20 protein-coding genes are annotated in these 26,520 nt (G+C 75.4%); 16 read left to right on the top strand and 4 right to left on the bottom strand.

The features are described from left to right. The first annotated feature begins 122 nt into the window (after positions 1 to 122). On the top strand, positions 123 to 2,060 hold the full coding sequence (locus CRP52_RS32695; protein WP_373560542.1) for a glycoside hydrolase family 5 protein: 1,938 nt from the start codon (positions 123 to 125) through the stop codon (positions 2,058 to 2,060). A 159-nt stretch (positions 2,061 to 2,219) separates the two neighbouring features. Then, the gene (locus tag CRP52_RS32700) at positions 2,220 to 4,283 is read left to right on the top strand and encodes a sensor histidine kinase (RefSeq protein ID WP_097239691.1); all 2,064 of its coding nucleotides are present in this window, start codon (positions 2,220 to 2,222) and stop codon (positions 4,281 to 4,283) included. Between the two features lie 107 nt (positions 4,284 to 4,390). Here the strand turns inward: CRP52_RS32700 and CRP52_RS32705 are convergent, their stop codons facing one another. Next, positions 4,391 to 4,621: a hypothetical protein gene (locus CRP52_RS32705; RefSeq protein ID WP_143685878.1), complete on the bottom strand. Its 231-nt coding sequence runs from the start codon at positions 4,619 to 4,621 to the stop codon at positions 4,391 to 4,393. A gap of 319 nt (positions 4,622 to 4,940) precedes the next feature. On the opposite strand from CRP52_RS32705, the gene CRP52_RS32710 reads away from it, so the two are divergent. Further along, positions 4,941 to 5,558: a TetR-like C-terminal domain-containing protein gene (locus CRP52_RS32710; protein ID WP_097239693.1), complete on the top strand. Its 618-nt coding sequence runs from the start codon at positions 4,941 to 4,943 to the stop codon at positions 5,556 to 5,558. Between the two features lie 60 nt (positions 5,559 to 5,618). Here CRP52_RS32710 and CRP52_RS32715 read toward each other — a convergent pair whose 3' ends face one another. Next, entirely contained in the window at positions 5,619 to 6,983 is a 1,365-nt protein-coding gene (locus CRP52_RS32715) for an FAD-dependent oxidoreductase (protein ID WP_097239694.1), read from the bottom strand. 165 nt (positions 6,984 to 7,148) lie between these two features. Next, positions 7,149 to 7,997, bottom strand: coding sequence for a slipin family protein (locus tag CRP52_RS32720; protein ID WP_097240522.1), 849 nt, complete (start codon positions 7,995 to 7,997; stop codon positions 7,149 to 7,151). A 574-nt stretch (positions 7,998 to 8,571) separates the two neighbouring features. Between CRP52_RS32720 and CRP52_RS32725 the strand changes: the two genes are divergently transcribed. After that, complete coding sequence (locus CRP52_RS32725) at positions 8,572 to 9,222, top strand: helix-turn-helix domain-containing protein (protein WP_097239695.1); 651 nt, start codon at positions 8,572 to 8,574, stop codon at positions 9,220 to 9,222. A gap of 52 nt (positions 9,223 to 9,274) precedes the next feature. Here CRP52_RS32725 and CRP52_RS32730 read toward each other — a convergent pair whose 3' ends face one another. Continuing rightward, entirely contained in the window at positions 9,275 to 10,513 is a 1,239-nt protein-coding gene (locus CRP52_RS32730) for an MFS transporter (RefSeq protein WP_179853007.1), read from the bottom strand. Between the two features lie 135 nt (positions 10,514 to 10,648). Between CRP52_RS32730 and CRP52_RS32735 the strand changes: the two genes are divergently transcribed. The 12 genes from CRP52_RS32735 to CRP52_RS32785 all read left to right on the top strand — a co-directional run bounded on the left by CRP52_RS32735 (position 10,649) and on the right by CRP52_RS32785 (position 26,518). After that, the gene (locus CRP52_RS32735) at positions 10,649 to 11,659 is read left to right on the top strand and encodes an ArsR family transcriptional regulator (protein WP_097239696.1); all 1,011 of its coding nucleotides are present in this window, start codon (positions 10,649 to 10,651) and stop codon (positions 11,657 to 11,659) included. 198 nt (positions 11,660 to 11,857) lie between these two features. Then, on the top strand, positions 11,858 to 13,096 hold the full coding sequence (locus CRP52_RS32740; RefSeq protein ID WP_097239697.1) for a styrene monooxygenase/indole monooxygenase family protein: 1,239 nt from the start codon (positions 11,858 to 11,860) through the stop codon (positions 13,094 to 13,096). A gap of 131 nt (positions 13,097 to 13,227) precedes the next feature. Then, complete coding sequence (locus tag CRP52_RS32745; RefSeq protein WP_097239698.1) at positions 13,228 to 13,773, top strand: hypothetical protein; 546 nt, start codon at positions 13,228 to 13,230, stop codon at positions 13,771 to 13,773. 123 nt (positions 13,774 to 13,896) lie between these two features. Further along, positions 13,897 to 14,826 carry a phytoene/squalene synthase family protein gene (locus CRP52_RS32750; protein ID WP_097239699.1) on the top strand — a complete coding sequence of 310 codons (930 nt, stop codon included), beginning with the start codon at positions 13,897 to 13,899 and terminating at the stop codon, positions 14,824 to 14,826. 229 nt (positions 14,827 to 15,055) lie between these two features. Then, the gene (locus CRP52_RS38635) at positions 15,056 to 15,223 is read left to right on the top strand and encodes an SflA family class IV lanthipeptide (protein WP_179853008.1); all 168 of its coding nucleotides are present in this window, start codon (positions 15,056 to 15,058) and stop codon (positions 15,221 to 15,223) included. A 92-nt stretch (positions 15,224 to 15,315) separates the two neighbouring features. Continuing rightward, positions 15,316 to 17,931 (top strand): class IV lanthionine synthetase LanL, encoded by a 2,616-nt coding sequence (gene lanL / locus CRP52_RS32755; RefSeq protein WP_218893149.1) that lies wholly within the window; start codon positions 15,316 to 15,318, stop codon positions 17,929 to 17,931. Positions 17,932 to 18,315: 384 nt separating this feature from the next. Then, positions 18,316 to 18,507 (top strand): thiazolylpeptide-type bacteriocin, encoded by a 192-nt coding sequence (locus CRP52_RS32760; protein ID WP_257032971.1) that lies wholly within the window; start codon positions 18,316 to 18,318, stop codon positions 18,505 to 18,507. Positions 18,508 to 18,589: 82 nt separating this feature from the next. Continuing rightward, positions 18,590 to 18,787 (top strand): thiazolylpeptide-type bacteriocin, encoded by a 198-nt coding sequence (locus CRP52_RS32765; protein WP_257032972.1) that lies wholly within the window; start codon positions 18,590 to 18,592, stop codon positions 18,785 to 18,787. 157 nt (positions 18,788 to 18,944) lie between these two features. Continuing rightward, complete coding sequence (locus CRP52_RS32770) at positions 18,945 to 21,728, top strand: lantibiotic dehydratase (protein ID WP_097239701.1); 2,784 nt, start codon at positions 18,945 to 18,947, stop codon at positions 21,726 to 21,728. Beyond that, positions 21,721 to 22,884, top strand: coding sequence for a lantibiotic dehydratase C-terminal domain-containing protein (locus tag CRP52_RS32775; protein WP_097239702.1), 1,164 nt, complete (start codon positions 21,721 to 21,723; stop codon positions 22,882 to 22,884). The genes CRP52_RS32770 and CRP52_RS32775 overlap by 8 nt, the downstream gene beginning before the upstream one ends. Then, positions 22,881 to 24,617 (top strand): hypothetical protein, encoded by a 1,737-nt coding sequence (locus CRP52_RS32780; RefSeq protein ID WP_097239703.1) that lies wholly within the window; start codon positions 22,881 to 22,883, stop codon positions 24,615 to 24,617. The genes CRP52_RS32775 and CRP52_RS32780 overlap by 4 nt, the downstream gene beginning before the upstream one ends. Further along, the gene (locus CRP52_RS32785) at positions 24,614 to 26,518 is read left to right on the top strand and encodes a TOMM precursor leader peptide-binding protein (RefSeq protein WP_097239704.1); all 1,905 of its coding nucleotides are present in this window, start codon (positions 24,614 to 24,616) and stop codon (positions 26,516 to 26,518) included. Before CRP52_RS32780 ends, CRP52_RS32785 begins: the two co-directional genes overlap by 4 nt. Positions 26,519 to 26,520: the final 2 nt, after the last annotated feature.

Here is a 26,520-nt window from a genome sequence, read left to right on the forward strand (position 1 = left end):
AACGGGCGTCAAACCCGGTCCGGTTGTGCCGACCGGGCCTTCGCCATGCCCTTCCCACGCCCGCTGCCGCCCCGTAAGGTCGGTCCCCGCCGACTTGTCGAGCCACCGTCACCACAGCGGGGATGACCATGAAGAGACTCGGAACGCGACTGCTCGCCCTGGCCGCGTGCCTGCCCGTGCTCGCCGCCCTGACGGCCGGCTCCGGCACCGCCGCGGCGCAGGCCGCCACCGTCACGGCCGGCCGGCCCGCCGCCGAACGGCTCGCCGCGTCGTGGACCGGCCCGCTCAGCACCCGCGGGCGGTACGTCGTGGACGCGAACGGCGACCGCTTCAAGCTGAAGGCCGCCAACTGGGCCGGGGCCCAAGGCACCTGGGAGGGCAACGGCGACCCGAACGACCCGGCGAACAACCAGGCCGGGCAGGTGTCGCACAACATCCCGCTCGGCCTGGACCGGGTGCCGATGACGCAGCTCCTGGCCGACTTCCACGACCTGGGCCTCAACAGCATCCGGCTGCCCTTCGCCAACGCGATGATCCACGACACCGTCCCCGTCCCGGACTCCGCCGTCGCCGCCAACCCGCAACTGCGCGGCCGCACCCCGCTCCAGGTCTACGACGCCGTGGTGGCGGCGCTCACCGCCGACGGCTTCGCGGTCATCCTCAACAACCACACCACCGGCTACCGCTTCTGCTGCGGCCTGGACGGCAACGAGCGCTGGAACAGCGGCCAGTCCACCGCGCAGTGGGAGGACGACTGGGTCTTCATGGCGAACCGCTACCGCGCCGACAAGCGGGTGGTCGGCGCCGACCTGCGCAACGAGGTCCGCCGCGACACCTGGGACGACCCCAACTGGGGCCTGGGCGACGCCCACGACGAGTACGCCGCCTTCGAGGAGGCCGGAAACCGGATCCTGCAGGCCGACCCGGACCTGCTGGTCGTCATGGAGGGCATCAACTGGTACGGCATCCCCGCCGCGCTGTTCAGCCACGGCCGGCCGATGCTCACCCCGGTCCGCACCCTCTCCCACACCCTGATCGACTCCGGCAAGCTGGTGTACTCCGCGCACTTCTACGCCTACACCGGCCCGGCCAACACCGGTGCGGGCAGCGGCCCGGGGGCGACGAGCGACCCCCGCTACGAGGACTTCACCCCCGACCAGCTCGCCCAGGTCGTCAACGACGAGGCACTGTTCGTCACCCGGACCGGACAGCACTTCACCGCCCCGGTGTGGATCAGCGAGTTCGGCGCGGGCGGCCGCGGCTCCACCGACGCCAAGGAACAGACCTGGCTGGACACCTTCACCGACCTCCTGGCGCGCAACGACACCGACTTCGCCATCTGGCCGCTGGTCGGCTGGGCCGACGCGAGCGGCCGCCCCCTGGACAGCTGGGCGCTGCTCTCCTACGACACCGCCGGCCGGCGCACCGGCCTCGGCGACCCCGGCGACTGGCGGGCCGCCGACTGGCACAAGCTGGTCGACGCCCCCGCACTCACCGGCCCCGTCGCCCCGGTCGCCCACTGGAACATGCTCGACCTCGACCACGGCGACCAGAACGTCTCGCGGCGGATGCTCGCCCTCCCGGACTGGAGCCCCGGCAACCGCAAGGGCAACTGCCCGGACGGCCAACGCCTGCTCGCCCTCGGCCGTAGCAGCAGCCGGGGCCTGTGCAGCGACACGGGCCAGCCCGTCACGGGCACCGGCGACTGGACCACCGTCACCGACGAGCGCTACGTCACCCAGGGCGACTGGGCCTCCGGCTACAACAAGCTGCAGTGCCCCGAGCGCACCTTCGCCGTCGGTTACAGCGTGCACGGCGGCGCCATGGCCGCCCTGCTCTGCGCGCCCGCGGCCGGACCGCTGCCCTCCGGCGGCCGGGTCCTCTGGTTCGACCACGGCGACAACCGGCCCGCCGACGGAGGCTCGGTCGCCAGTGACTGGGCGCCCGGCTCCTACAAGGGTCAGTGCGGGGACGGTGAGTACGCGGCCGGCGTCGCCTACACCTGGCGGTGGCTGCACTACGGCGTCCCGGACGCCCTGCTCTGCCGCCCGCTCGGCTGACCCGCACGTGACCTGACCTGACCCGACCGGTCGCGAGCCCGTCCTGGCGTCCGTCCGGTCGGGGTGCGCCTCGCCGGGGCCGGTGCCTCATGTGCCCGGGACACCGGGTGCAGGACACTGCTGCCATCCCGTGGGGGCGTCGGCGAGGAAAGGGCGGTCATGGCGGCGGAGAGCGCGCGGAGAGCCCGGCGGCGGCCCCGGTCCGGCCCGGCGGAACGGCAGCTGGCCCTGGCCGGGCTGTGCGCCGCCGTCTGCCTGGTGGCCGGGGGCCTGTGGGTGGGCTACGTGGTGAGCCACCTGGGCGCGCCCGGGATCTCGGTGCCCGCCCACCACCTGGCGGTCCTGGGCTCCGGGCTGGCCGCCGTGGCCGGCGGGGTGCTGCTGCACGCCCACCGCCCGGGTGTCCAGCTCGGCTGGGTGCTGCTCGTGTACGGGGCGGCGCAGATCATCCCCCTCGCCGCCCAGACCCCGGTCTGGGTCGAGGTGGGCGATCCGGGCGTGGTCGGGGCCGTGGTGGTCCTGGTGTCGGCCGGCTACGCCGTCAGCGGCCCGCTGTGGCACGCATTTCCGCTGTGGCTGCCGTACGGGACGCTGCCCAGCCGCCGGTGGTGGTACGCGATCGGCGCGGTGGCCGTGTGGATCCTGCCCCAGGCCTGCTACTACGTCTACCAGCCCACGGTCTTCGGCCGGCCCAACCCGCTGGCCGGCAGCACCGTCGCGAGCCGGCTGCGGACGTTCGACGACCGGCTGCACGCCACCCAGCTCATCGTGTTCGCCGTCCTGACCGTCCTGGTGATCCTGGTCCCGCTCGCCCGCACCCGCGGGGTGTCCCGGCGGCGCCGGCAGAACGTCCTGATCGGCCTCGGGGTCTACCTGCTGTGGGACTTCGCCGAACTCGGCTACTACTTCGACGGACAGAGCACCGCGGCGTTCATCGCCTTCACCTTCGCCTCCGCGCTGTGGACGCTCACCCTGGCCGCCGTCGTCGTGCGCGACGGCTCCTGGCGGCTGGACCTGGCGGCCCGCCGGGTGCTGGTCGGCCTGCTGGTGGCGACCGGGCTGGTGGTGGTGTTCGTCCTGGTGGCCTGCGTGCTGTCCACCATGCTGATGCCCGGGCGGCGCGGCGCCGGGACGCTGTTGCTGATCGCCGTCGTCTTCCTGCTCGCGGCCGGCCTGCCCCGCGGCGTCCAGTGGGCCTCCGGCGTGGTCGACCGCTGGTACTACGGCTCGCGCGCGCAGCCGTACCAGGTGCTGCGCAGCCTCGCCGGGCGGGTCAGCCAGACCGTCGACCCGCAGGAGGTGCCGGCCGTGCTCTGCGCCACGGTCAGTGACGAACTCCGGCTGCCCGGCGTGGCGTTGACCGTCTCCACCCGCGGCGGCGAACGCCCGCTGGCTGCCGTCGGGGAACGCTCCGGCAGTGGCGAGGGCTTCGCCCTGGTCCACCGCGGCGCCGAGATCGGCCGGCTCACCGTCGCCCCGCGCCCCGGCCAGCTGACTCTCGACGAGAGCGACCGCGACATCCTGCGCTCGCTCGCCGACCAGGCCGCGCCCGCCGTCGCCTCGCTCCGGCTGACCGAGGACCTGCGGGCCAGCCGCGAACAGATCGTCGCCGCCCGCGAGGAGGAGCGCCGCCAGCTGCGGCGCGACATCCACGACGGCCTCGGCCCGATGCTGGCCGGACTGCGGCTGCGGCTCCAGGGAGCGGCCGCGGTGGACGACCCGGCGCAGTTCTCCGGCGCGCTGGAGCGGGTCGCGGACGACCTCGCCTCGGCCGTCCGGGAGGTCCGGCGGATCACCGACCGGCTCGGGCCGACCGCCCTGGGCGACTACGGCCTGTCCCGGGCGCTCGACCGGCTCGCGGAGACCTTCAGCGGCGCCGACCTCACCGTCACCGCCAGGCTCCAGCCGGATCCGCTGCCGGACCTGCCCGCCGCCGTCGAGGTCGCCGTCTACCGGATCACCGCGGAGGCACTGAACAACGTGCTGCGCCACGCCCGGGCGCGCAGCGCCACGGTGTGCGTACGAGTGGAGGCCGAGCAGCTGGAACTCCTGGTCGAGGATGACGGGCAGGGCCCGGGCCCCGGCGATCCGGCGCGCCCGGGGGTGGGCCTGCGGTCGATGTCGGAGCGGGCCGCGGAGATCGGCGGCAGCTGCACCGTCGACGCGCTCGGCCACGGTACCCGGGTGCACGCGGTGCTGCCGCGCCGACCGGCGTGCGGCTGAGCGCGGCTCCCGTGCGTCGAGGCCCGGAACGGGGCCCGTACGACGCCCGCCCCCGGCGCGTCGGGCGGACGGCCGGGGGCGGGGATCGAAGGGGCAGCGGAACCGGTTCAGTTGCAGAAGGGCGGGTTGGGGCACGGCGGGCGGGGCGGGCGGGGCGGGCCGCCGCCGGGGCCCGGCCCGGGGCGCCGGTGCCGCTTCGCTCTGCGGCTGCGCTCGGTGCCCGCGGCGCCCTCGACCGGACACCTGCAGGCCCGGACGGCCGCGGCGAGGCTCACGGCGGCGAAGACCGCGGCGGCGCCCGCCGCCACCAGCGCCGCACCGGCCGTTCTGTCGGTCATGGTGACCTCCACGGTGGGTTCCGCAGGCCGGGCGCTCCGACCTGCTCCTCCATGCCACCGCTGATGCCGCCCCGTCCGCATGAGGCGACGGTCCCGGGCCCGTCCCGCCGGGTGGGAGCGCGGTCGCGGTGTGTGACGTCGACCGGGCGGTGGGAACCCCTGTTCGAAGCGTATCCGGGCGAACACCCGTCGCAACTCGGCGGCGGGCGCGCGGTTGGAAGCGGAACGCATTCGTTCACTAACATCGGAGGTGGTGGCGCGAGAAGGGGAACGCCGTCGCCGTGATCGAGGAAGGGCGAGTCGAAGAGGGTGCACAGCCATGACCGCTGACACGGACACCGGGCGCGGACCGGTGGCCGCAACGCCGCTGCGGCGGCGCGGCGAGGCGCTGGAGAGCGCCATCTACGAGGCCGTCCTCCACCAGCTCACCACCGACGGTTACGCCCGGCTGACCATGGAGGGCGTGGCCGCCGCGGCGCAGACCGGGAAGGCCGCGCTCTACCGCCGCTGGCCCTCCAAGGAGGAGCTGGTCATGGACGCGCTGCGGGCCAGCCTGCCGCCGGGCGGCCAGGCCCCCGACACCGGCAGCCTGCGGGGGGACCTGCTGGCGGTGGTGGAAAGGCTGCGCACGGCCATGTTCAGCGAGCTGGGCGCGGCGGTCCGGGCGATCATGAGCGAGCTCGACCACCGGCGGGCGCACGCCTTCGTGGCGATCGTGCTGGAGCGGGTGGTCGAGCCGACGACCGCGCTGATCGCCGAGGTACTGGACCGCGGCGCCGCCCGCGGCGAGGTCCGCCCGGGGGCCGTCACCCCGCTGGTCACCGACGTGGTGCCGGCGCTGATGCTGTACCGGATCAAGATGTGCGGCGGGGAGGCGGTGCAGCTCGATCCGGCGGAGATCGTGGACGAGGTGCTGCTGCCGATCGTCCGCCCGTGACGCCTGTCCGGCCCCGGTCGGGCGGACGACCGGCCCTGCCGGTGGAGGAGCGGCCCGCGCTCACGCCCCGCTGTGGCGCAGCATCTCCTCGCGTTCGACGACCTTGACCCGCTCGCGGCCCTCGGCCTCGCCGAGCGCGCGCTCGCGGGCGTCGAGCAGCTGCCAGCCCGCCCACGTGGTGTAGCGCACGCCCTGTCCGCGCAGGTGCTCCTCGACCGCCGCCGGGTCCGGCTCGGCGGCGCCCGGCAGGCGGCCGGCCGCGTGGTCGTCCAGCAGGCAGGCGACGGTCTCGTTGGCGTCACCCTTGGTGTGGCCGATCAGGCCGACCGGGCCGCGCTTGATCCAGCCGGTGACGTACGTCGCGGTGCGGTGCGAGCCGTCGCCGTCCAGCACCCGGCCGGCCGCGTGCGGGACGGTGCCCGAGACCGGGTCGAAGGGCAGCTTGGGCAGCTCGTCGGAGTAGTAGCCGACGGCCCGGTAGACCGCCTGGACGTCCCAGTCGGTGAAGCGGCCGGTGCCGCGCACGTTGCCGGTGCCGTCGTACTCGGTGCGCTCGGTGCGCAGCCCGACCACCCGGCCGTCCGCGCCCAGGACCTCGACCGGGGACTCGAAGAAGTGCAGGTGGACCCGGTGCGGGCGGTCCCCGACGTCGCGGATCGCCCAGTTCTCCAGGGTCGCCGCGACCAGGTCGACGTGCTTGACCGCGCGGCGCTCGGCGATCGAACCGGCGTCGTACTCGATGTCCTCGGGGTCGACGACCACCTCGATGGTCGGGGAGTGGTCCAGTTCGCGCAGCTCCATCGGGCTGAACTTGGCCTGGGCCGGGCCGCGCCGGCCGAAGACGTGCACCTCGCGGGCCCGGTTGCGGCGCAGACCCGCGTGGACGTTCGGCGGGATCTCGGTGGGCAGCAGCTCATCGGCGGTCTTGGCGAGGATCCGGGCGACGTCCAGCGCGACGTTGCCGACGCCGAGCACGGCGACCTTCTCCGCCTCCAGCGGCCAGTCGCGGTCCACGTCCGGGTGCCCGTCGTACCAGGAGACGAAGTCGGCCGCGCCGTGCGAGCCGTCCAGGTCGATGCCGGGCAGGCCGAGCGCGCGGTCGGCCGTCGCGCCGGTGGCGAACACCACGGCGTCGTAGAACCGGTGCAGGTCGTCCAGGGCGAGGTCGGACGGGTAGTCGACGTTGCCGAACAGGCGGACCTGCGGCTTGTCGAGCACCTGGTGCAGGGCCGTCACGATGCCCTTGATGCGCGGGTGGTCGGGCGCGACGCCGTAGCGGATCAGGCCGAACGGGGCGGGCATCCGCTCGAACAGGTCGATCGAGACACCGGGGGTCCCGGCGGCGTCGGACTTCAGCAGGGCGTCGGCGGCGTAGATGCCGGCGGGGCCGGCTCCGACGATCGCGACTCTGATCGGGCGGGTCATGGCGGACGGTCCTCCGGTCGGGCGCAGCGGGAGGTGGTCTGGACCCTTGCAGCCAACCCGGAGGTGGGGCGGTGGTGTAGTCGGTTCCGGTCTATGGGGTCATAGGGACGACCTATGGGCACGCGGCCGGATCGGGTGGGTGTCCCGGCCGGCCGCGTGGTGGGCTCAGCTCCCGTCGGCCGGGGCCTGCGCGGGGACGGCGGCCCCCTGGGCCGGGGCCTCGACGGCTGCGTCACCCGCATCGCCAGAGCCTTCGGCGGCGATCCTGGCGGTCGAGGCGTCGAAGAAGCGCAGCAGCTCCACCGGGAACGGCAGCACCAGCGTCGAGTTCTTCTCCGCCGCGACCTCGACCACCGTCTGCAGCAGCCGCAGCTGCATCGCCGCCGGGGTCTCGCTCATCTTTGCGGCCGCCTCGGCGAGCTTGGCGGCGGCCTGGAACTCGCCGTCGGCGGTGATGATCCTGGCCCGGCGCTCGCGGTCGGCCTCGGCCTGGCGGGCCATCGAGCGCTTCATCGAGTCGGGCAGGCTGACGTCCTTGATCTCCACCCGGTCGATGTGCACGCCCCAGCCGGTGGCCGGGCTCTCCAGCATGACCTCCAGGCCCTGGTGCAGGTTCTCCCGGCCGGAGAGCAGGTCGTCCAGCTCGCTCTTGCCGATGATCGAGCGCAGCGAGGTCTGGGCGACCTGCAGCATGGCGAAGGCGTAGTTCTGCACGTCCACGGTGGCCTTGACCGGGTCGATCACCCGGAAGTAGAGCACCGCGTCGACGCTCACCGAGACGTTGTCCTTGGTGATGCCCTCCTGCGCGGGCACCGGCATGGTCACGACCTGGACGTTGACCTTGCGCATCCGGTCGAGCACCGGCAGCAGGAGGGTGACGCCCGGCTCGCGGACCCGGCCGCTCACCCGCCCCAGCCGGAACACCACACCGCGCTCGTACTGCTGGACCACCCGCACGCCGGTCACCAGCCAGAGCAGGAGCAGCACGGCGACGATCACCACAGCTGTCACGATTTCGACCTCCCCCGTCGCGGCGCAACCGGGCCGGGACCGGAGTGGCCCTGTCGCGCGGTGCGAGCCGCGCAGGACAGTATGCGCCCGGGGTGGCGAGCGGGACAGGCGTGTGCACGGGAGTCTTGACGGACCCTTAGCGGCTGACGGCCCGTTCGTGCTCCGGGGCGCTCGTGGCCGTCTCCGCCGCCGTGCCCGCTCGGCCTGGTCCGGGCCGCGCTCACCGCCGCCGTCCGGGCGGGCCACGAACTCACCCGGGGCGAGCCGACCGCCGAGCGCTTCGTCACCCTGCTCTGGCACCCGCGCCGGGAACAGGACCCGCTGGTGCGGCTGCTGCGCGAGAGCCTTCGCGTGCTCGCCGCGGAGCTCACCGGGCCGGGCGACGAGCCGCCGCACTGAGCTGCGGGGACGGGGACGCGGCGACCGACACGCACGGGGCCGGGCCGTTGCTCGACTTGCCGCAGGTCGGACGCTTGGATGGGTCCGCCCTGGTCAACTCGACGGGCCCGTACCGGATTGCGCCCCGACGCGGCTCGGACCCGGCCCGAACGCCCCCGGCAAGCCGAGGAGTCACCCCGTGCACGACACCACCGACCCCGCCGCCGTGGCTCAGCGGATCGCCGAACGGTGCGACCGGCTGGGCATCACCGAGGACGACCTGGCCCGCCGGGCCGCGATGGCCCCCCGCTACCTGCGGCACCTGCTCGACGCCGGGCCCGACTTCGACCCGGGCGGGTTCGTGCGGATCGCCGCCGCCCTCGGCTGCAGCCGCGACGAACTGCTGACCGGCCGCGCCGACGCCCCGCCCGGCCACGGCGGCCCCGGCCCGCACCCCCGGCTGCAGAACCTCACCGAGGCCGAGTGCTGGGAGCTCGTCGGCACCCACGGCATCGGCCGGATCGGCCTGGCGGTCGAGCCGGGGCCGGTGGTCCTGCCCGTCAACTACGTGGTCGACCGGGCGTCCTTCGCCTTCCGCACCGGCGAGCACCACGCCGCCGCCCCGGCCGAGTCCGCCCCGGTCTCCTTCGAGGTCGACCGCATCGACGAGTACCTCGGGCGCGGCTGGAGCGTCCTCGTCCTCGGCCAGGCCCACTACGTGACCGACCCCGAGGAACTGCAACGCCTGGCCGCCCTCCCCGGCGCCACCCCCTGGGCCGGCGGCGACCGCCCCCGCTGGGTCCGGATCCGCCCCGACGAGATCACCGGCCGCCGCCTGATCACGGGTTGACCCACCCGGCCGGGCACCTCGCGCGTCGGCCCGGCGGCGCGGTCGACGCCGGTCAGGCCTGCTGGGAGTGGGGGGACGTGCGGCCCTTCGTCCGGGGCGGCGGCTGACGGTCCTCGGGGGTGCTCGGGGCGGTGCGGGGTCTGGCGGTGAGGTGGCGGGTCAGGGCGAGCATGGTGAGGAGGGCCAGGAGGGTGCAGACGCCCCACCAACCGGTGCGGGTCCAGACCCGGGTGCCGAGCCAGGAGCCCGTGCTGCCGCCCAGGTAGGCGCAGGTCATGTAGGCGCTCCTGAGGCGGCCGCGGGCTTCCGGCCGGAGCGTGTCGACCCGGGTCTGGTTGGCCACCATGCCGCACTGCATCGGCACGTCGAGCAGCAGGGTGCCGAGGGTCAGGGCGGTCAGGCCGAGCGGACCGCCGTGGCTGCCCGTCGCGAGGACGGCGGCCGCGGCGAGGACGCCGAGCAGGCAGACCAGGTTCACCGGGTCGGGGCCGTGCCGGTCCACCAGCCTTCCGGCGTACGGAGTGCAGAGCATGGTCGCCGCGCCCACCAGGGCGAGCAGGCCGACGGCCCGGGCGTCCAAGTCGTACGGCGGACCGGTGAGCAGCAGGGCCAGGCAGGTCCAGACGGCGGAGAAGCCGGCGAAGACGCTCGCCTGGTAGATGCAGGAGCGGCGCAGTTCCGGCTCGGTGCGCAGCAGGCGCAGGGGTTCGGCGAGCAGGGCCCGGTACGGCTGCCGGGAGGTCGCGGCGGTGGCCGGGACGGTGCGGGCCAGGACGGCGGCGAGGAGGAGGGTGAGCGCGGCGGCGACCAGGTACGGGGCCCGCCAGCCCAGCCACTGGCCGAGGGTGCCGCCGAAGGTGCGGGCCAGCAGCATTCCGCCGGTCGATCCGCTCAGCAGGGCGCCGATCACCGCGCCCCGGCGGCCGGCGGAGGTCAGGTTGGCGGCCAGCGTGCCGACGATCTGGGCGGCGACGGTGGTCAGGCCGACGGCGGCGCTCGCCGCGACCAGGACGGGCAGGTTCGGCGCGCAGCCCGCGGCGAGCAGGGCGAGGCCGGTGAGGGAGAGCAGGGTGACCAGGAGCGGGCGGTGGGGGAGCCGGTCGCCGAGCGGCACCAGGAGCACGATCCCGCCGGTGTACCCGAGCTGGGTGGCGGTCACGACGAGGGTCGCCGCGTCCGGCGGCACGTGCAGTCCGGCGGCGATCAGCGGGCCGACGGCCTGCGGGAAGTAGAGGTTGCCGACCGCGACGGCGCAGGTGACGGCGAGGAGCAGGACCAGGCGGCGGGTCACCGGTTCGCCCGTACGGGGGTGGGTGAGGTTTTGGTGGTCGCCGGTGCCGGGGCGGCCGGTGTCGGGTCGGTCGGTGTCATGGCGTCAGTGCACGGCATCGGCGGGGCGCCGCCAATCGATGTAGCGTGGGGCTTCATGATCAGCTTCGAACTCGGCGTCGAGGACCTCGCGGACACCCGGTTCGCGCTGTCGCCGCTGCACGAGGCGGTGCTGAGCCTGCGGGTGCTGCAGGACCCCGGGCTCGCGGCGTTGCACCTGCCGTGGCGCCGGTCGGCGCTCGGCCGGCTGGGGGCGCTCGACACCGAGCTGCTGCTGGCCCTGGTGGCGCGCCGGCGTACCGTCCCGGACCACCTGACGCCCGTTCCGACGAGCTTCGCGCCGGTCTTCGAGGAGGAGCTGGCCGTCGTGCGCCGGACCTCCTCGGAGCTGGTCCGTCGCGACCTGGTGCTGACGCACGCGCCGGATCCGGTGCCCGGGGCCCTGCGGGCGGCCGTCGACGGCGACGACGCCGCGGTCGCCGCACTGCGCGACGGCATCTGCGACCTGCTGCACCGGTACTGGCGGTCGGCGATCGAGCCGGAGTGGCCGCGGATGCGGCTGGTGCTGGAGGCGGACATGACGTACCGGGCCCGGCGGCTCGCGCTCGGCGGCGCCCGGCTGCTGTTCGCCGACATGCACCCGGACCTGCGGTGGCGGGAAGGCGTGCTGCACGTCGACCGGATGATCAGCCGGCACCGGGTCGCGGCGGCGGGGCGGGGGCTGTTGCTGATGCCGTCCGTGTTCGCGCACAAGCCCGCGCCGCCGCTCAGTCCGGAGGAGCCGCCCAGCCTGGTCTACCCGAGCCGGGGCGTGGCCACCCTGTGGGACTCCCCGCCGGGTGACGCGCCGCGGGGCGGCTCCCGGTCGGGTGCCGCTCCGCAGGCGCTGGCAGCACTGCTCGGTGCGCCGCGGGCCCGGCTGCTGGTGCTGCTGGAGGAGCCGACCGCCACCGTCGAGATCGCCCGCCGGCTGCGGGTCACGCCGAGCGCCGTCTCCCAGCACCTGCGCGTCCTGTACGCCGCGGGTCTGCTCGCCCGGGCTCGGGACGGGCGTCAAGTGCTGTACCGGCGCAGCGTGTTGGGCGACAAGCTGGTGGCCGGCGGGTAGCCGGGATCGCGGAGCGGGGCGGCCGGTGCGGGCTGTGAGCGGAAGCTCCGCCTCCGGCTCGACCCGGCCTCGAACTCTCCGCTGTCCGCTGTGCGGCCCGTGGACGGGCGCGCCGATGACTGGTATCCAGGCCACCGGGCAGTCGCGAAGTGCGGTCCGGCTGTGGAGTCGTGACGCACCACCAGGAGAGCAGGGGCGATGCGCAGAGTTCTGATCGTCGGTGCCGGGCAGGCCGGACTCCAACTGGCCCTGGGACTGCAGTCCCACGGTTACGACGTGACGGTGCTGACGGACCGCAGCGCGGAGGAGGTGCGCGCCGGGAAGGTGTTGTCCAGCCAGTGCATGTTCGACTCCGCGCTGCGCACCGAGCGTGAGCTCGGCCTGGACCTGTGGGCCGAGGAGGCGCCCCGGATCGAGGGCGTCGGGCTGTCGGTGACCGGGCCGGACGCGGCGCGGGTGATCGACTGGGTCGGACGGCTGGACGCCTACGCGCAGTCCGTCGACCAGCGGCTGAAGATGTCCACCTGGCTGGAGACCTTCGCCGGGCGCGGCGGCCGGGTGGAGCTGCGCAAGGTGACCGCCGCCGACGTGGAGCACCTGGCCGGCTCGTACGACCTGGTGCTGGTGGCCTCCGGCAAGGGCGCGCTGGGCTCGCTGTTCGAGCGCGACCACGCGCACTCGCCGCACGACCGCCCGCAGCGCGCGCTGGCCGCCGCCTACGTGCACGGGCTCGGGCCGCGCCCCGAGCACGACTTCCCTGCGGTGCGGTGCAACGCGGTGCCCGGCATCGGCGAACTGTTCGTGGTGCCGGCCCTCACCGTGTCGGGGCCCTGCGACATCCTGCTCTGGGAGGCCGTGCCGGGCGGGCCGGCGGACGCCTTCGACGGGCTGCGCGACCCGGCCGAACACCTGCGGGTGACCCTGGAGTTGATGAAGACCTTCACCCCTTGGGAGTACGACCGGGCCCGGGCCGGCGTCGAACTCACCGACGCCGGCGCCACCCTGGCCGGCCGCTTCACCCCGGTGGTGCGCCGTCCGGTCGGCGAACTGCCGGGCGGTGTCGCCGTGTTGGGCGTGGCGGACGTGGTCGTCACCAACGACCCGATCACCGGCCAGGGCGCCAACAACGCCGCCAAGTGCGCGGCCGTCTATCTGGCGGCGATCCTCGCCCACGGCGACAAGCCCTTCGACCGGGACTTCCAGCAGGCCGCCTTCGACACCTTCTGGGAGATCGCCGGCCCGGTCACCACCTGGAGCAACGCCATGCTCGCCCCGCCGCCCCCGCACGTGCTCGACCTCTTCGTCGCGGGGAGCCGGTACCAGGCCGTGGCCGACCGGTTCGCCAACAACTTCAACGACCCGGCAGACGTGGACCGGTGGTACCTCGACCCGGCGAAGGCGGCCGCCTACCTGGCCTCGGTCGCGTCCGAAAACTGAATGGTCAAACTTTGACAAGTCGGCTGCGGCCGCGTGTCGATCGTGGTGGGTTCGTGGCACTCCCCTCGTCGAGGGGCATTGCGGCTCGGAACGACGAGCAGTGCGGACGTACGGACAACAGGAGACACGTGGTGGCGGTCGACGGGGGCAACATGGCCCAGGCTGTGATCGATACGGCGTACAACGAGCGCAAGCGCCTGCACACCGGCCGCAGCCGGACCACCGCCGTGGTCGTCCTCGGCCTGCTGGCCGCGGTCGGCCTCTTCCTGGCGCTGGTGGTCGGGAAGTCGGACCCGAACTCCGCGCCGACCTGTGACGGCCAGACCATGACCCGGAACAGCGAGTGCCGGATCTGGTCCAACCACGGCGGTGGTGGCACCTACTCCTATGACGAGATGATCGACCGTCGAGAGTCCTCGAACGGGACCTGGCGGTTCGTCGGCTTCGGCGGTGCCGGCCTCGCCCTCGTCCTGATGGCGGTCTCGTACACCAAGCTGAACCCGAACCGCCCCTGGGGCACGCCGGTCGGCGCCGCCTGCCCGCGCTGCCGGGAGATGAACCTGCGGGAGAAGCACACCGTCCACAGCGTCACCAAGGGCCGCACCACCTACCGCTACAGCGGCATCGTCACCCTCTGCACGCCGGCCTGCGGGTTCTCCACGATCCGCCAGCGCTGACCGTCCCCGCTCGGGGCTGACCTTCCCGCTCGGAGCGCCCCCGGCGGCGGGGGGCTCAAGCGGAGCGTCCGGCTCCCACCGACTACGCTCGACACCAATCGAACAGATGATTGGGTGAAGCGAGTGAGCAGGTGGGAGCGGGCGCTGGACGCGGCCGGCGTGCAGGACCCGACACTGCGGGCCGACTACGGCCGGCAACGGCAGCAGGTCACCCGCTACAAGCGCGAGGTCACGCTCGCCGCGGCCCTGCTGCTGCCCGACCGGACCGCCCCGCACGTGATCGCCGCGGCCGCCTTCATGCACCGCACCGACACCCTGCTCGACAGCGGCCCCCTCGCGCAGCGCCGGGCCGCCGCCACCCGCTGGCAGCGGCAGGTCACCGAGAGCCTGGCCGCCGACCGCACCGACGATCCCGAGCTGCGCCCCCTGCTGAACAGCGTCCACGCGCACCCCGTCCTGCGGGACCGGGTCCTGGACTTCCTCGCCGCGGCGGAGGCCGACCTCGACTTCACCGGCTTCGCCACCGAGCAGGACTACCAGGCCTACGTCGACGGCTACTCACTGCCCGGCTTCATGGTCGTCGCCGCGCTGCTCGGCCCCGACGGCGACCAGAGCGCCTACCGGGCCGGCTGCCGCACCTTCATCGACGCCAGCCAGCGGCTCGACTTCGTCAACGACCTCGCCGAGGACCTGGCGGACGGCCGGCTGACCATCCCCGAGCAGACGCTCACTACGCACGGCCTCACCCGGGCCGACCTGGAACAGGCCCGCGACCTGCCCGCCGTACGGGCACTGCTCGGTGCGCAGCTCGACCTGGTCGACCGCACCCTCGCCGAGGCCGGGGCCGTCGTCGACCTGGTACCCGCCGTCCACCGGCCGATGGTGCGGTGCATGGTCGGCGTGGACGAACTCACCAGCGCCGCCGCCCGCGCCGACCTGGGCGCCCTGCTCCGCCGCTCGGCGAGCCCGTCCAAGCCCGCCGCCCTGCGGCTGCTCGGCCGCGAGTACCTGCGGGCGCGCCGACTGCGGGAGCGCCGTCTGCGGGGCGTCTGACAATTCGCGCGCCCGGCGGGATCGTCGGACACGCCCGGAGGGGCCGGTGGTGATGGCGGGGTCCGGCGGTATGTGAGGGCGTGCGGAGAAGGCGTCCACAAACGGAACCACCCTCCTGTCGTAGACGGGTTCGAAGATCCGTCAGAGTCCTGTCGCGGGCAGGTCGGGCCTGGCAGCATGAGCGGCCAACCGCAGGACCCAACGACCGGAATCACTGGGAGGAAACCCCATGAGCGCACTGGTAGCCGACATCCGCGACGCCGGACTGCTGGACATCGACGAGGACACGATCGTGTTCGAGGACGAGTTCGACGCGGACCTCGCGCCCGTCGCCTGTCTCGCCGACCCGTGGGTCACCTACGTCCCGACCCGCTTCCCCTGCGAGTTCAACGCCTGATCAGCCCGATGGGCCGGATCGTCCGGGATCGGCCTGATCCAGGACGGCTCGTAGGCAGGAAGACGTAGGAAGCGGACCCGGGGGAGGGCCCCTTGAGCACACGACCCGACCCCGGCTCCGCCGAGGCACTTCGACGCCGCGTCGAGGCGCTGACCGCCGCAGAGCCCGGCCCGCCCCGGCCACTGCGCACCGACGGGCAGTGGTGGTACCACCAGGACCCGCGGATGCCGGCCCTGGCGCACGGCTGGAAACTGCACGTGTCGACCCGCCCCGGCGACCTGGCCGGGCTGCTGGACGTCGTGGTCCCGATCCTGCTGCGCCGCACCTGCGACTTCAAGTTCGCGCGCAGCGCCGCGGTGCTGCAGGAGCTCAACAGCGGCCGGCACGGCGCCGCCGCCGTGGGAAAGGCCGTCACGGTCTACCCGAGGCCGGACGAACTCCGCGCACTGGGCCTGGAGTTGGCACAGGCACTGACCGGATGGGCCGGCCCCGGCGTGGTGAGCGACCGCCGGATCCGACCGGAGGCCCCGGTGCACTACCGCTACGGGCCGTTCCGGGTGACGGAGGACGAGGCCGAGCGGGGAATGACCGGCCCCGACGGCACGGTCTTCCCGGGCCTGGCCGAGGCCCGCTACCGCCAACCCCCGTGGGCGGACGACCCGTTCACGGCGCACGGCGCCGCCGTCCGAACCGCGACCACCCGGGTCGGCGACGGGCGCTACCGGATCACCGCCGGCATCACCCGCGCGCCGAGCGGCCACGTCTACCGCGCGGTCGAGCTCGCCACCGGGCGCGAGGTGGTGGTCAAACAGGCCCGGGCCTTCGTCGCCGAGGACGGCACCGGCACCGACGCGCGCGGTCGGCTGCGGCACGAACGCCGGGTGCTCGCCGCGCTGGCCGGCGTCCCCGGCGTGCCGCCGCTGGTCGACTACTTCCGGCACGGCAGCGAGGAGTACCTGGTCAGCGGCGCCTGCGGGCATCGCGACCTGAGACGGACCGTGCTGACCTCCGGACCGTACCCGGCGGTCGGAGCTGCGGCTGCGGAGGGGCAGGACGGGTGGGAGCTGGCGCGCGGGCTGCTGCGGATCCTGGACGCGGTGCACGCGCGCGGCGTGGTGGTGTGCGATCTCAAGCCCGCGAACGTCGTGCTCGACCAGGACGGCCGCGCCGCGCTGGTCGACTTCGGGGTGAGCGCGCTGGCGGGCGAGCGCCCGCCCGGGGCCACCGCCGGCTACGGCCTGCCGGACGCCGGCGGCGAGGACCCCACCGAGGACTACTACGCGCTCGGGACCACCCTGCACTACGCCCTCACCGGCCTCGACCCCGTGGTGATCGACCCGGACCCGGCGACCGGCCGCGACCGGACCCTGGCCTGCCTGCGCGCCGCCCTCCCGGCGGCCGGACAGCGGATGGCGGACCTGGTCGAGGGGCTGCTGAGCTTCGACCCGGCGGAGCGCCGCGCCGCGGCCGCCCGCCTGCGGGGCGGTGGTCCGCTCCCGGACCGGGGCCGGGGGCCGCATGCGGACCAGGACCCGGTGGAGCGCCCGGTGGAGCGCCCGGGCCTCGTGCGGAGCCGACCGGTGCGGCCGGCCCGGGCCCCGCTGGACGCAGCCCTCGACCACACCGTCACCACCTGCGTACGGATGGCCCGCGAACTGGTCGCGGCCGGCCCGGGCGCGGAACGGCCGCGCACCCTGCTCTCGCTCTACGACGGCGGAGCCGGCCTCGGCCTCGAACTCCTCCAGCACCCGGACCGCCCCGACGCCCGGGCCGCCGCCGCCGACCTGGCCCGCTGGACCGCGACCCACCCGGCCCTCGACCGGCTGGACGGCTCGCTCTACCAGGGCCGTACCGGCGTCGAGCTGTTCCTCGCCGAGGCGGCGGCCGTCCTCGGAACGGCGGCGGTGCCCGAACACCGCCTTCCGGAGGCGCCGCCCGGCACCGGCGAGGGCGCCGACCAGATCGCCGGCGCCGCCGGGATCGGCACCGGGCACCTGCTGCTCGCGGCCCTCGCCCCGCCGGCCGGCCCGGCCGGCGCCCGGCACCGCGCGGCAGCCGCCGCCTGCGCCGTACGGCTGACCACCGGGCCGCTGGACGGCCCCGAGGACCCGCCCAACCCCGGCACGGCCGCACTCGCGGAGGGCTTCGCCCACGGCCGCGCGGGCGTCGCCCACTTCCTGCTCGCCATGCCCGACGAGGCGTCACAGCGCACCGCCCGCCGGATCGTCGACGGCCTCGCCGCCGACCTGCCCCGGATCGTGGACGCCGCCCGCCGCCCCGGCGCGACCCGCCGCTACCTCGCCTGGTGCCGGGGGCTGGCCGGACTCGGCAGCCTGCTGGTCCAGGCCGGTCTGCGCTACGACGACGAGCACCTGCTCGCCCTCGCCGTCGAGGCGGCCGACACCTGCCGCACGCTCGCACCGAGGACCGCCCAGGTCTTCCGCTGCTGCGGCCTGGCGGGCGTCGGGGACCTGCTGGTCGACCTCGCGACCGCCACCGGCGACGAGCGCCACTGGACGGCCGCCGAGGACCTGGCGGCCCTGCTGCTCACCCGAGCCGGCGGCCCGCCGGACCGACCGGTCCTCCCGGGCCGGCAGCCGGACGTCGAGGCACGCGCGTGGGCGGTCGGAACACCCGGCGTCACCACTTTCCTCCGCCGCCTCTCGCGACGCGGGGGACCGGTGCCGGGGCTGCTGCCGCTGCGCTGAGGAGCCTCCGCCGAACCCGGGTGCGGCCCGGCCGCACCCGGGAGCTGACGTTCCGTCAAGTTCCGTATGCAGATGGAGTGTTCAACTGGGAAGGGCAACTGGTGACCGGGGTGAAATCAGGACGTCTGTGGCGGATCGCCCGCGTGTCGCTGGACGAACGACGGCGATTCGCCGCCGGAACGCGGACAATCGGCCAATGTCCGTCCGGCCCATGCCGCCGGCGGTTGCCCGCGGCCTAGAATCACCGAAGGGCGGCGCGACGCCGGGGTCCGAGTGACCCGCGTCAGGCGCGCCCACGGGGGAGCCCGGCACATCCCGCAACACCCGCTTCGCAGACGCGTCCCGGATCGTCCGGAACGCCTGTCACGTCAAAGGGAGTTCGCCATGTCCGACATGTCCCGTACCGCCGCCACGACCGGTCTCGACCTCCAGGACCTCGACCTCAGCGAGCTGACCGTCACCTCCCTGCGCGACACCGTCGCGCTGCCGGAGAACGGCGCCTCCTGGGGCTCCTGCTCCTGCCAGGCCTCGTCCTCCTGTGCGCAGCCGCAGGTGATGGTCGACACCATCGGCTGACGTCTCGTCAGGGAGCACGTAACGACACCGCGTCGGGCAAATCCTGTCCGGCAATTCCCGTCCGAGAACTCGGGAGACCACCGTGTCCGACCACGCCCAGAGCGAGCTCGCGCTCGATGCGATCCTCGCCCTTGACGGCCTCGACCTGGGTGAGCTGACCGTCACCGCGCTGCGCGACACCGTCGCGCTGCCGGAGACCGGTGCCTCCGGCGCCCCCAGCTCGTCCTCCTGCGGATCGTCGTCCTGCGCGACGCCGTACCCGCCGGTGTACCCCTACTGAAGTAGGCGGTGACGTGCCGGAATCGACGTACCGGCACTGACGCACCAGCACCGATGACCCGGCGCGTCCGCGCGGACGCGCCGGGTCATCCCGTCCATCAGCAAGCCAGCAAGCCAGCAAGCCAGCCAGGTCCCAGGCCCCGTCGGAGGGAACGACCATGCCGAACCGTGCCCTGCCGCGAGTCCTGTACCCGGACCCGTCCCCGATCAGGGCTCGGGAAGAGCCGACGTCCGAGCCCGGGCCGGTTGCGGCCGAGCCCGGGCCGGCAGCGTTCACCGCGCGCCACGCGCTCGTGCGCGCCACCGTGCTCGCCCGGCCCGCGCAGTCCGCCGCCTCGGCGACGGTCCGGAGCCTGCTGGCCGAACTCGGTGCCGTCGAGGCCGCGGACACGGCCCTGCGGCCCGCCCTCTGCGACGACCTCTACGCCAGCCGCGCCGGGCACGACGAGGAGTTCCACCGCCGGGTCGTGCTCCCGCTCCGCCGCGACCTGCACAACGGGCGCCCGCCCCGCGCCGCGCTGCTCGACCGGCTCGCCGACCTGCCGCAGCGCGTCCCGAACCTCGCCGCCTGGCTGGAGCTGCGGCAGCGGCGCACCCGGGTGCTCGCCGCGCTCGCCGACACCCTCCCGCCCGCGCTCGCCGCCGAACGCGCCGCCCTGGCCGGCCTCTGCCGCGAACCCGCCTTCGCCCGTGCCGTCGCCCTCACCAGCGCCGACCTGCTGCGCGCGGTCGCCCGCGCGGCGCACGACACCGGTACGGCGGGGGAGCGGTCCGGCCGGGCCCGCAAGGAGGAGGCCGCCGTCCTGCGCCACGCCCTGCGGGCCACCGCCAAGACCAGCCCGCTCTCCTGGTTCACCTCGGTCGGCTGGCACCCGGCGGACTCGGCGGACCAACCGACGGACGAGCCGACGGACGAGCCGGCGGGGGAGTCAGGGCCCCTGCGCGCGGTCGCCGTCGTCCGAGAGAACCGGACGCTGGTCGCCGCGCTCGTCCAGGCCCTGCTCGACGACCCCCGGCGCAGCCGTACCCTGCCGCACCGGATGGCCAGCGCCGCCCGCGTCGCCGACGGCCGCGCCCACTACGCGCGCAGCGAAGTGGTCTTCGCCGGCGGTCGCTACCTGGTCACCCGCGAGGAGGAGGTCGAGCTGGCGGCGCGGCCCGAACTGGCCCTGCTCGCCGAGCTCGCCGCCACCCCGGACACCCCGGACCGGCTCGCCGCCCGCCTCGCCACCGCCCTCGGCCGCCCGGACGACGACCCGGCGGTGCACCGCTTCGTCGGCCAACTGCTCGCCGCCCGGCTTCTGGTGGCCACCGACCCGGTCGACCCGCAGGACCGGCAGCCGCTGCGAAGCCTCGCCGCCTGGCTGCGCCAGTGGCCGGAGGACGCCCGCCTCGTCACCCTGATCGGCCGACTCAACACATTCACCCAGCAGTTGGCGGAGGAGCCGGGTGAACGCCGCCCCGCGCTGCTGGCCTCCCTCGCCGACACCTGGCGCCGGCTGCTGGCCGACGCGGGCCGGCCCGTCCCGGCCGACGCCGCACCGCTCACCGTCCTCAGCGAAGACGTCCACGCCGCCGCACCGCCGCAACCCCGGCCGAGCGCGGCCGACCGCACCGCACTCGCCGAACTCACCGCACTGGCCGAGCTGTTCGACCACGGCCACCTGATGCGCCGGGCCGCCCGCGACCGCTTCGTCGCCCGCTACGGCATCGGCGGAGTGTGCGCCACCCCCTGGGAGTTCGGTGCCGAGATCGCCGACGCCTGGGCCGACACTGCCATGCCGGACGAACTCAGCCTGCTGCGAACGGAGTTCGCCGCCCTGCCGGAGACCGGCGGGGAACTCGTGCTCCCCGCCGAGCGGGTCCGCGCCCTTGCCGCCAGGCTGCCCGACTGGACCGCCGCCCGCCCGCTCAGCTACGCCTGGTTCGTCCAACACGACGCTGCCGACGGCCTGTTGTGCGTCAACCACGTCTACGGCGGCTGGGGGCGCTTCACCAGCCGCTTCCTCGACGCCACCACACCGCAGGCCGCCGCCGACGTCGCCCGGCAGATCCGGCGCGGTCTGGGCGAGGGCGCCCGCGCCGCCCAGATCCGGCCGGTCGGCGGCTTCAACGCCAACCTCCACCCCCTGCTGCTCGCCGACGAGATCGGCCCCGACCGGCGCTGGACCAGCCTCGCCGAAGCCGACCTCGACCTCGTCCACGACCTCGCCACCGACCAGCTCCGCTTCCGGCTGCGCGACACCGGCGAGCTGCTGGACGTCCTCTACCTGGGCTTCCTCGCCCCGCTGATGCTGCCCCAGCGGCTGGCCCCGCTGCTCGCCGACCACCCCAACGGCGTGGTCGACTTCCGGCCCGTCCTGCCCCGCACCGCCGTCACCGCACCCGGTGGCACCGTCACCCGCACCCCGCGCCTGCGCCACCGCCACGTCGTCCTCGCCCGCCGCCGCTGGCACCTGCCGGCCGGCGTCCTCGACGCCCTGCGCGCCGACCTCGCCGCCGACCCCGGGCCCGAGGGAGTCCCGGCGGCCGCAGCCGCGCGCTGGCGCGCCCTGCTCGGCCTCCCCGAACAGCTCTTCCTCCACCCGGTGCCGGGCGCCACCACCACGGGCACCCCCGCCGACGCCTTCGTGGCCCACCTGCGCGCCCCCAAGCCCCAACCCGTCGACCTCGGCAACCCGTTGCACCTGCACCACCTCGCCAAGTGGCTCACCCGGTACCCGAACGGCGTCCTGCTGGAGGAGGCGCTGCCGGCCGTCGCGGGGGCGGCGGTGCCGGTGCGGGCGGTCGAGTCGGTGGTGGAGACGTACCGCCCCGGCTGCTCCCGTCCTGCTCCTGCCCGTTCCGCGGCTGCCGGTTCCGCGGCTGCCGGTTCCGAGGCCGCCCGTTCCACTCTCGCCCGTTCCGCCGCTGCACCCTCCGAGGAGACGCCCGATGAGTGACCCGGCCGACGGCCCGGAGGCCGTGACCGCCTGCGATGTGGTCCTGACCTACTACCAGCCGGTCAAGGCCCGCGCGCTGCGCGAAGCCGTGCTGCCGCAGGCCCGCCGGGCGGCGGCCGAGGGGCTGGAGGCGCACGTCGAGCGGCACTGGCGGTACGGGCCGCACCTGCGGCTGCGGCTGCGCGGCCCCTCCGCGCGGGTGGCTGTCGCGGCCGAGCAGGCCGCCGAGCAGTTCCGGGCCTGGGTGGCGGAGCACCCGTCCGTCGCGGACCGGACCGACGAACAGCTGCTGGCCGAGGCCGCCGTCGCCGGGCGGGTCGAGCTGATCGCCCCGCCGTACGGGCCGCTGGTGCCGGACAACACCGTCCGGGTGGAGCCCGTGGACCCGGCCGCCGAACAGTCCCTGCGGGCCCTGCTCGGGGCCGAATCCGCCGATCTGCGCGACGAGTTGCTGCGCCTGGGGCTCCCGGCTCTCGGCTCGGGGTGCGACTTCCTCGGCGCACACGGCGACGCCCCCGAGGCGCGGGTGCAGCTGGTGGTGGCGGTGCTCGCCGCGCACGCCACCGCGCACCCCGAAGGGCTGGTCGGCGGGCACTACTCGATGGTCTCCCACCTGGAGGACTTCCTGGTCCACGAGGACCCGGACGGCCGTCTGCGGGCGGCCTTCGAGCAGCGCTGGAAGCGGGTCGGCGACACGGTCACGGCCCTGGTGGCCCGGATCACCGACGGCGGCGCGCAGGGCTGGGAACGGGACTGGGCGCACTGGTCGGCGACGGCCTGGGGCCTGGCCGAGCGACGGCTGGCAGCCGGGGCCGACCTGAGCGGCAGCCGGGACGAGTACCGGGAACGCGCGGCCGCCCTCGGCGACCGGACCACCGCCGAGCGCTGGAACGCCGAACTGCGCACCCGCTACAGCGAGTTCCACCAGCTGCTGCACCGCTCCGACCCGGACGGCACGATGTGGACCCGCCCGGACTACCTGATCTACCGGGCCTGCACCAACGGCCTCTACCGGCTGCTCGCGATCTGCGACGTCCGACCGGTGGAGCGCTACCTGGCCGCCCACCTGGTGGTCCGCAGCGTGCCCGCCCTCACCGGGCACCGGTGGCAGGACCGGGTGGACGAGGTCATCGCCGTGGTGGAGGGCGCCGCGTGACCGCTGCCGAGCCGGCCGCGGAGGCGGAGGCGGAGGTCGGGTCCGGTGCTGTACGGCCGCATCTACGCCCCGGGGTGGCGGCGACCCCGCTGCGGGACGGGCTGCACCTGCGCGGGCGCGGCACCAGCCTGACCCTGGAGGGCAGCCGGGCGCTCCCCGCGCTGTGGAAGCTGCTCGCCGCCCGGCTCGCCCCGAGCACCACCACTGGCCCCGATTCCGCGACGCTGCCCGTCACCGAGCCGAAGGTGGCGGCGGCCCTGGCCACCGTCACAGCCCGGCTGCGCGAGCACGACCTGATCGTGGACCACCCGGACGGCGACCGGCTGCCGCCCTGGCCCGGCTCGGTGGCGCAGGCGCCCGGCGACACGGCGGCGGCCCTCGCGGCCGTCCGCCCGGTGGTGGCGGCCGCCGACCCGGACGGCCCGTTGGCCGCCGCGGTGGCCCGAGCCCTCGCCCGAGGCGGCACGGCCGCACCGGTGGTGGTCGCCGACCCCGCGCTGCCCGCCGGGCGGGTGGTCGCCTCGGCCGGAGAGCCGCCGGTCGCGGCGGCGGTCGCGGTCGCGGTGCAGTGCGGTGCGGACGGCGGGTTCGTCACCGAGCCCGCCGACCCGGCCCGGACCCGCGAGGACGCCGTCGCCTTGGCGGCCCGGCTGGGCAGCGCCTCCGGGGCCGGGCCGGGCGCCCTCCCCGCCCTGCTCGCCGCCGCAGCCGCCCAGCGGCTGCTCTGCGCCCTCGGAGGCCTGCCGGACCCGGGCGATCCGGCCGACGACCCGCGGCTGCTCGCCGGCCGCCCCGCCGTCCTGATCGCCGAGGCACGCCCGCCGCGCGCCGAGCACCACCCGTGGGCCGCCGGCCCCGGCGGCGCCGACCAGCCGCCCGAGGACCTTGCCGAGGCGCTGCGCCGGGTGACGGCGCTCGGCGATCCCCGGCTGGGCGTCCTCGACGCACCCGCCCCCGGCGCCCTGCCGCAGCTGCCCGCCGCCCTGGTCTCCTGCGGCACGCCGTCGGGCCTGCTGGTCGCGGGCGCGGTCCGGACGGACCTGGCCCGGCTGGCCGCCGCCTGCCGCTCCGCCGAACTCCACCTGGCCGCCGCGGCCGGGGGAGCCGCGGCCGGGGGAGCCGCGGCCGGGGGAGCCGAGGTGACGGTCGGCGCCGACCGGGACCACGCCCTCGGTCGGGCCCTGCGCCGGGCGGTCCTCACCCAGGCGGCGCCGCGAGGACGGGCCGTGGCCGAGGCGGCCTGGCAGGAGCACCCGCAGGCCGCGCACTGGTGCGGCGTCCTGGCCCGGCAGCTCGGCCGCCCACCGGAACTGACGATCAGTCAATTCGGCGTCACAGAAGTGTTCATGGCCTCCGTCGAGGGGGCCCGCGCGGTCGAGGCCACCCCCGCCGACGCGGTCGCCCACGCCGCCCTGGTCGCCCTCACCCGGCTGCTGGCCCGCGAGCACGGCCTCGCCGCCACCCACCACACCGCCCTCCACGGCTCGGCCGCCCCCCTCGCCGCGGCCGGACGCCGCCCGGCCGCCTGGACGGACGAGGGCTCGACGGACCGCTGGCTCGCCGGTATCGCCGAGCGCGAAGCGGACCTGCGCGCCGCCCTGGGCCGGCTGACCGGCCTGCGCACCACCCCCTGGCGGCCCACCGCCGTCGCCACCGCTGCCGCCCGTCAGCTCGCCAACGCCCTGGACGGCTGCGGCTTCACGGCCCTCGTCACCACCGGAGGCCGCCGATGAGTGCGCTCCCCGTCCTCACCCCGGAGCAGGTCCTCGCCACCACCACCGGCACCGCCGTCGTCCACCTCACCGAGTGGACCCTCGGCCTGGCCGCCCGGCTCAGCCGCCACGCCCTGGCCCACCCGGTCCGGCTGGTGCCGGTGCGCGAGGACGGCGCCCTGACCCTGGTCGGCCCCGTCCTGCACCCCGGCGCGCCCGCCTGCCTCGCCTGCACCGAGTACCAGCGGCTCGCCACCGCCGGCGGCCGGGTGCCCTGGCAGAGCCCGGAGCTGGCGCTCGCCGGCACCGGTACCCCGGCCTTCGAGGAGGCGGTCGCCGCCCTCGCAGCCGAACTGGCGGAAGCTGCAACGGACTCGGCCGCGGCCGAACCCGTACCCGCCCCGTCCGGAGCCGTCGTCCACGTCGTGAACGGTGCCCGCGCCACCTGGTCCACCCACCGGGTCCGTCCCGTCGGCGGCTGCCCGGTCTGCCACCCGCTGCCCGCCGACACGCCCGAAGCGGCCCGGCTGCCCGCCACCCCCCGCCCGCTGCCCGACCCGGCCGTCCTGCGCGGCCCCAACGACCGTACGGAAGCAGCGCAGTTGCGGGCCGAGCTGTACGACGAGCGGTTCGGCCCGGTCCGCCGGCTGTTCCGCACCGAGGACTCGGCCTTCGCCCTCACCTCCGCCTGGGTGACCGACGGCCGTGCGCTCGACGACGGCGGGTACGGGCGGGCCGCGGACTTCCGCTCCAGCGAGCGGGTGGCACTGTTCGAGGCCGTGGAGCGCTTCGCCGGGATGCGCCCGCTCGGGCGCCGCACCGTCCTGCGGGCCTCCTACGCCGCGCTGGAACGCGCCTCGGGCCCCGGCGCGGTCCTCGACCCCGCCCGGCTCGGCCTGCCCGACCCCGCCCACCACGGGCACCCCGCCGCCGCCACCGTCCCGTACACCCCGGACCTGGAACTCGACTGGGTCCACGGCTGGTCGCTCACCCACCGCCGCCCGGTCGCCGTCCCCGAACACGTCGCCTACTGGGACGTGCCGGACCGCGACCACCCCCGGGTGGTCTACGAGTCCTCCAACGGCTGCGGGCTCGGCAACAGCCCCCAGGAGGCCGCGCTCTACGGTCTGTTCGAGGTCGCCGAGCGCGACGCCTTCCTGATGGCCTGGTACGCGCGCACCCCGCTGCCCGGCCTCACCGTCCCCACCGAGGACCCGCAGGTCGCCGAACTCGCCGAGCGCGCCCGCCTGTTCGGCTACCGGCTCACCCTGCTCGATGCCACCAACGACCTCGGCATCCCCGCCGTGATCGCCCTCTGCCGCCACCGCGGCGGCCACCCCGACGCCCCCCGCACCCTCCTCGCCGCCGGCGCCCACCACGACCCCCTGACGGCGATCCGCTCCGCCGTCGCCGAGGTGGTCACCAACGTCCAGGAAGCCCCGCACCGCTCCACCGCCCCCGGCGGCCCGCGCGACCCGCAGCGCCTGCGGCCGATGCTGGAACAACCCGACCTGGTCGTCAGCCTGGAGGACCACGTCGGCCTCAACGCCCTGCCCGAGGCGCAGGGCCGGCTGGACTTCCTCTTCGCCGGCCCGCCCCCGGTGCCCTGGCAGCAGCGCCTGCCCGGCACCCCCGCCCCCGTCACCGACCTGACCGAGCTGCTGGAGTACACGGTCGCCCGGCTCGCCGGCGAAGGCCTGGAGGTCCTGGTCGTCACCCAGGACGAACCCGGCGTCCGCGACCGGCTCGGCCTGCACTGCGCCAAGGTCGTCGTCCCCGGCACCCTGCCGATGACCTTCGGCCACGTCAACCGCCGCACCCGCGGACTGCCGCGCCTGCTGGAGGTCCCGCACCGGCTCGGCCGCACCCGGCAGCCCCTGCGCCACGACGAACTGCCGCTGCACCCGCACCCGTTCCCCTGAAG

This window comes from Streptomyces sp. 1331.2 (genome assembly GCF_900199205.1).
Classification (GTDB): Bacteria; Actinomycetota; Actinomycetes; order Streptomycetales; family Streptomycetaceae; genus Kitasatospora.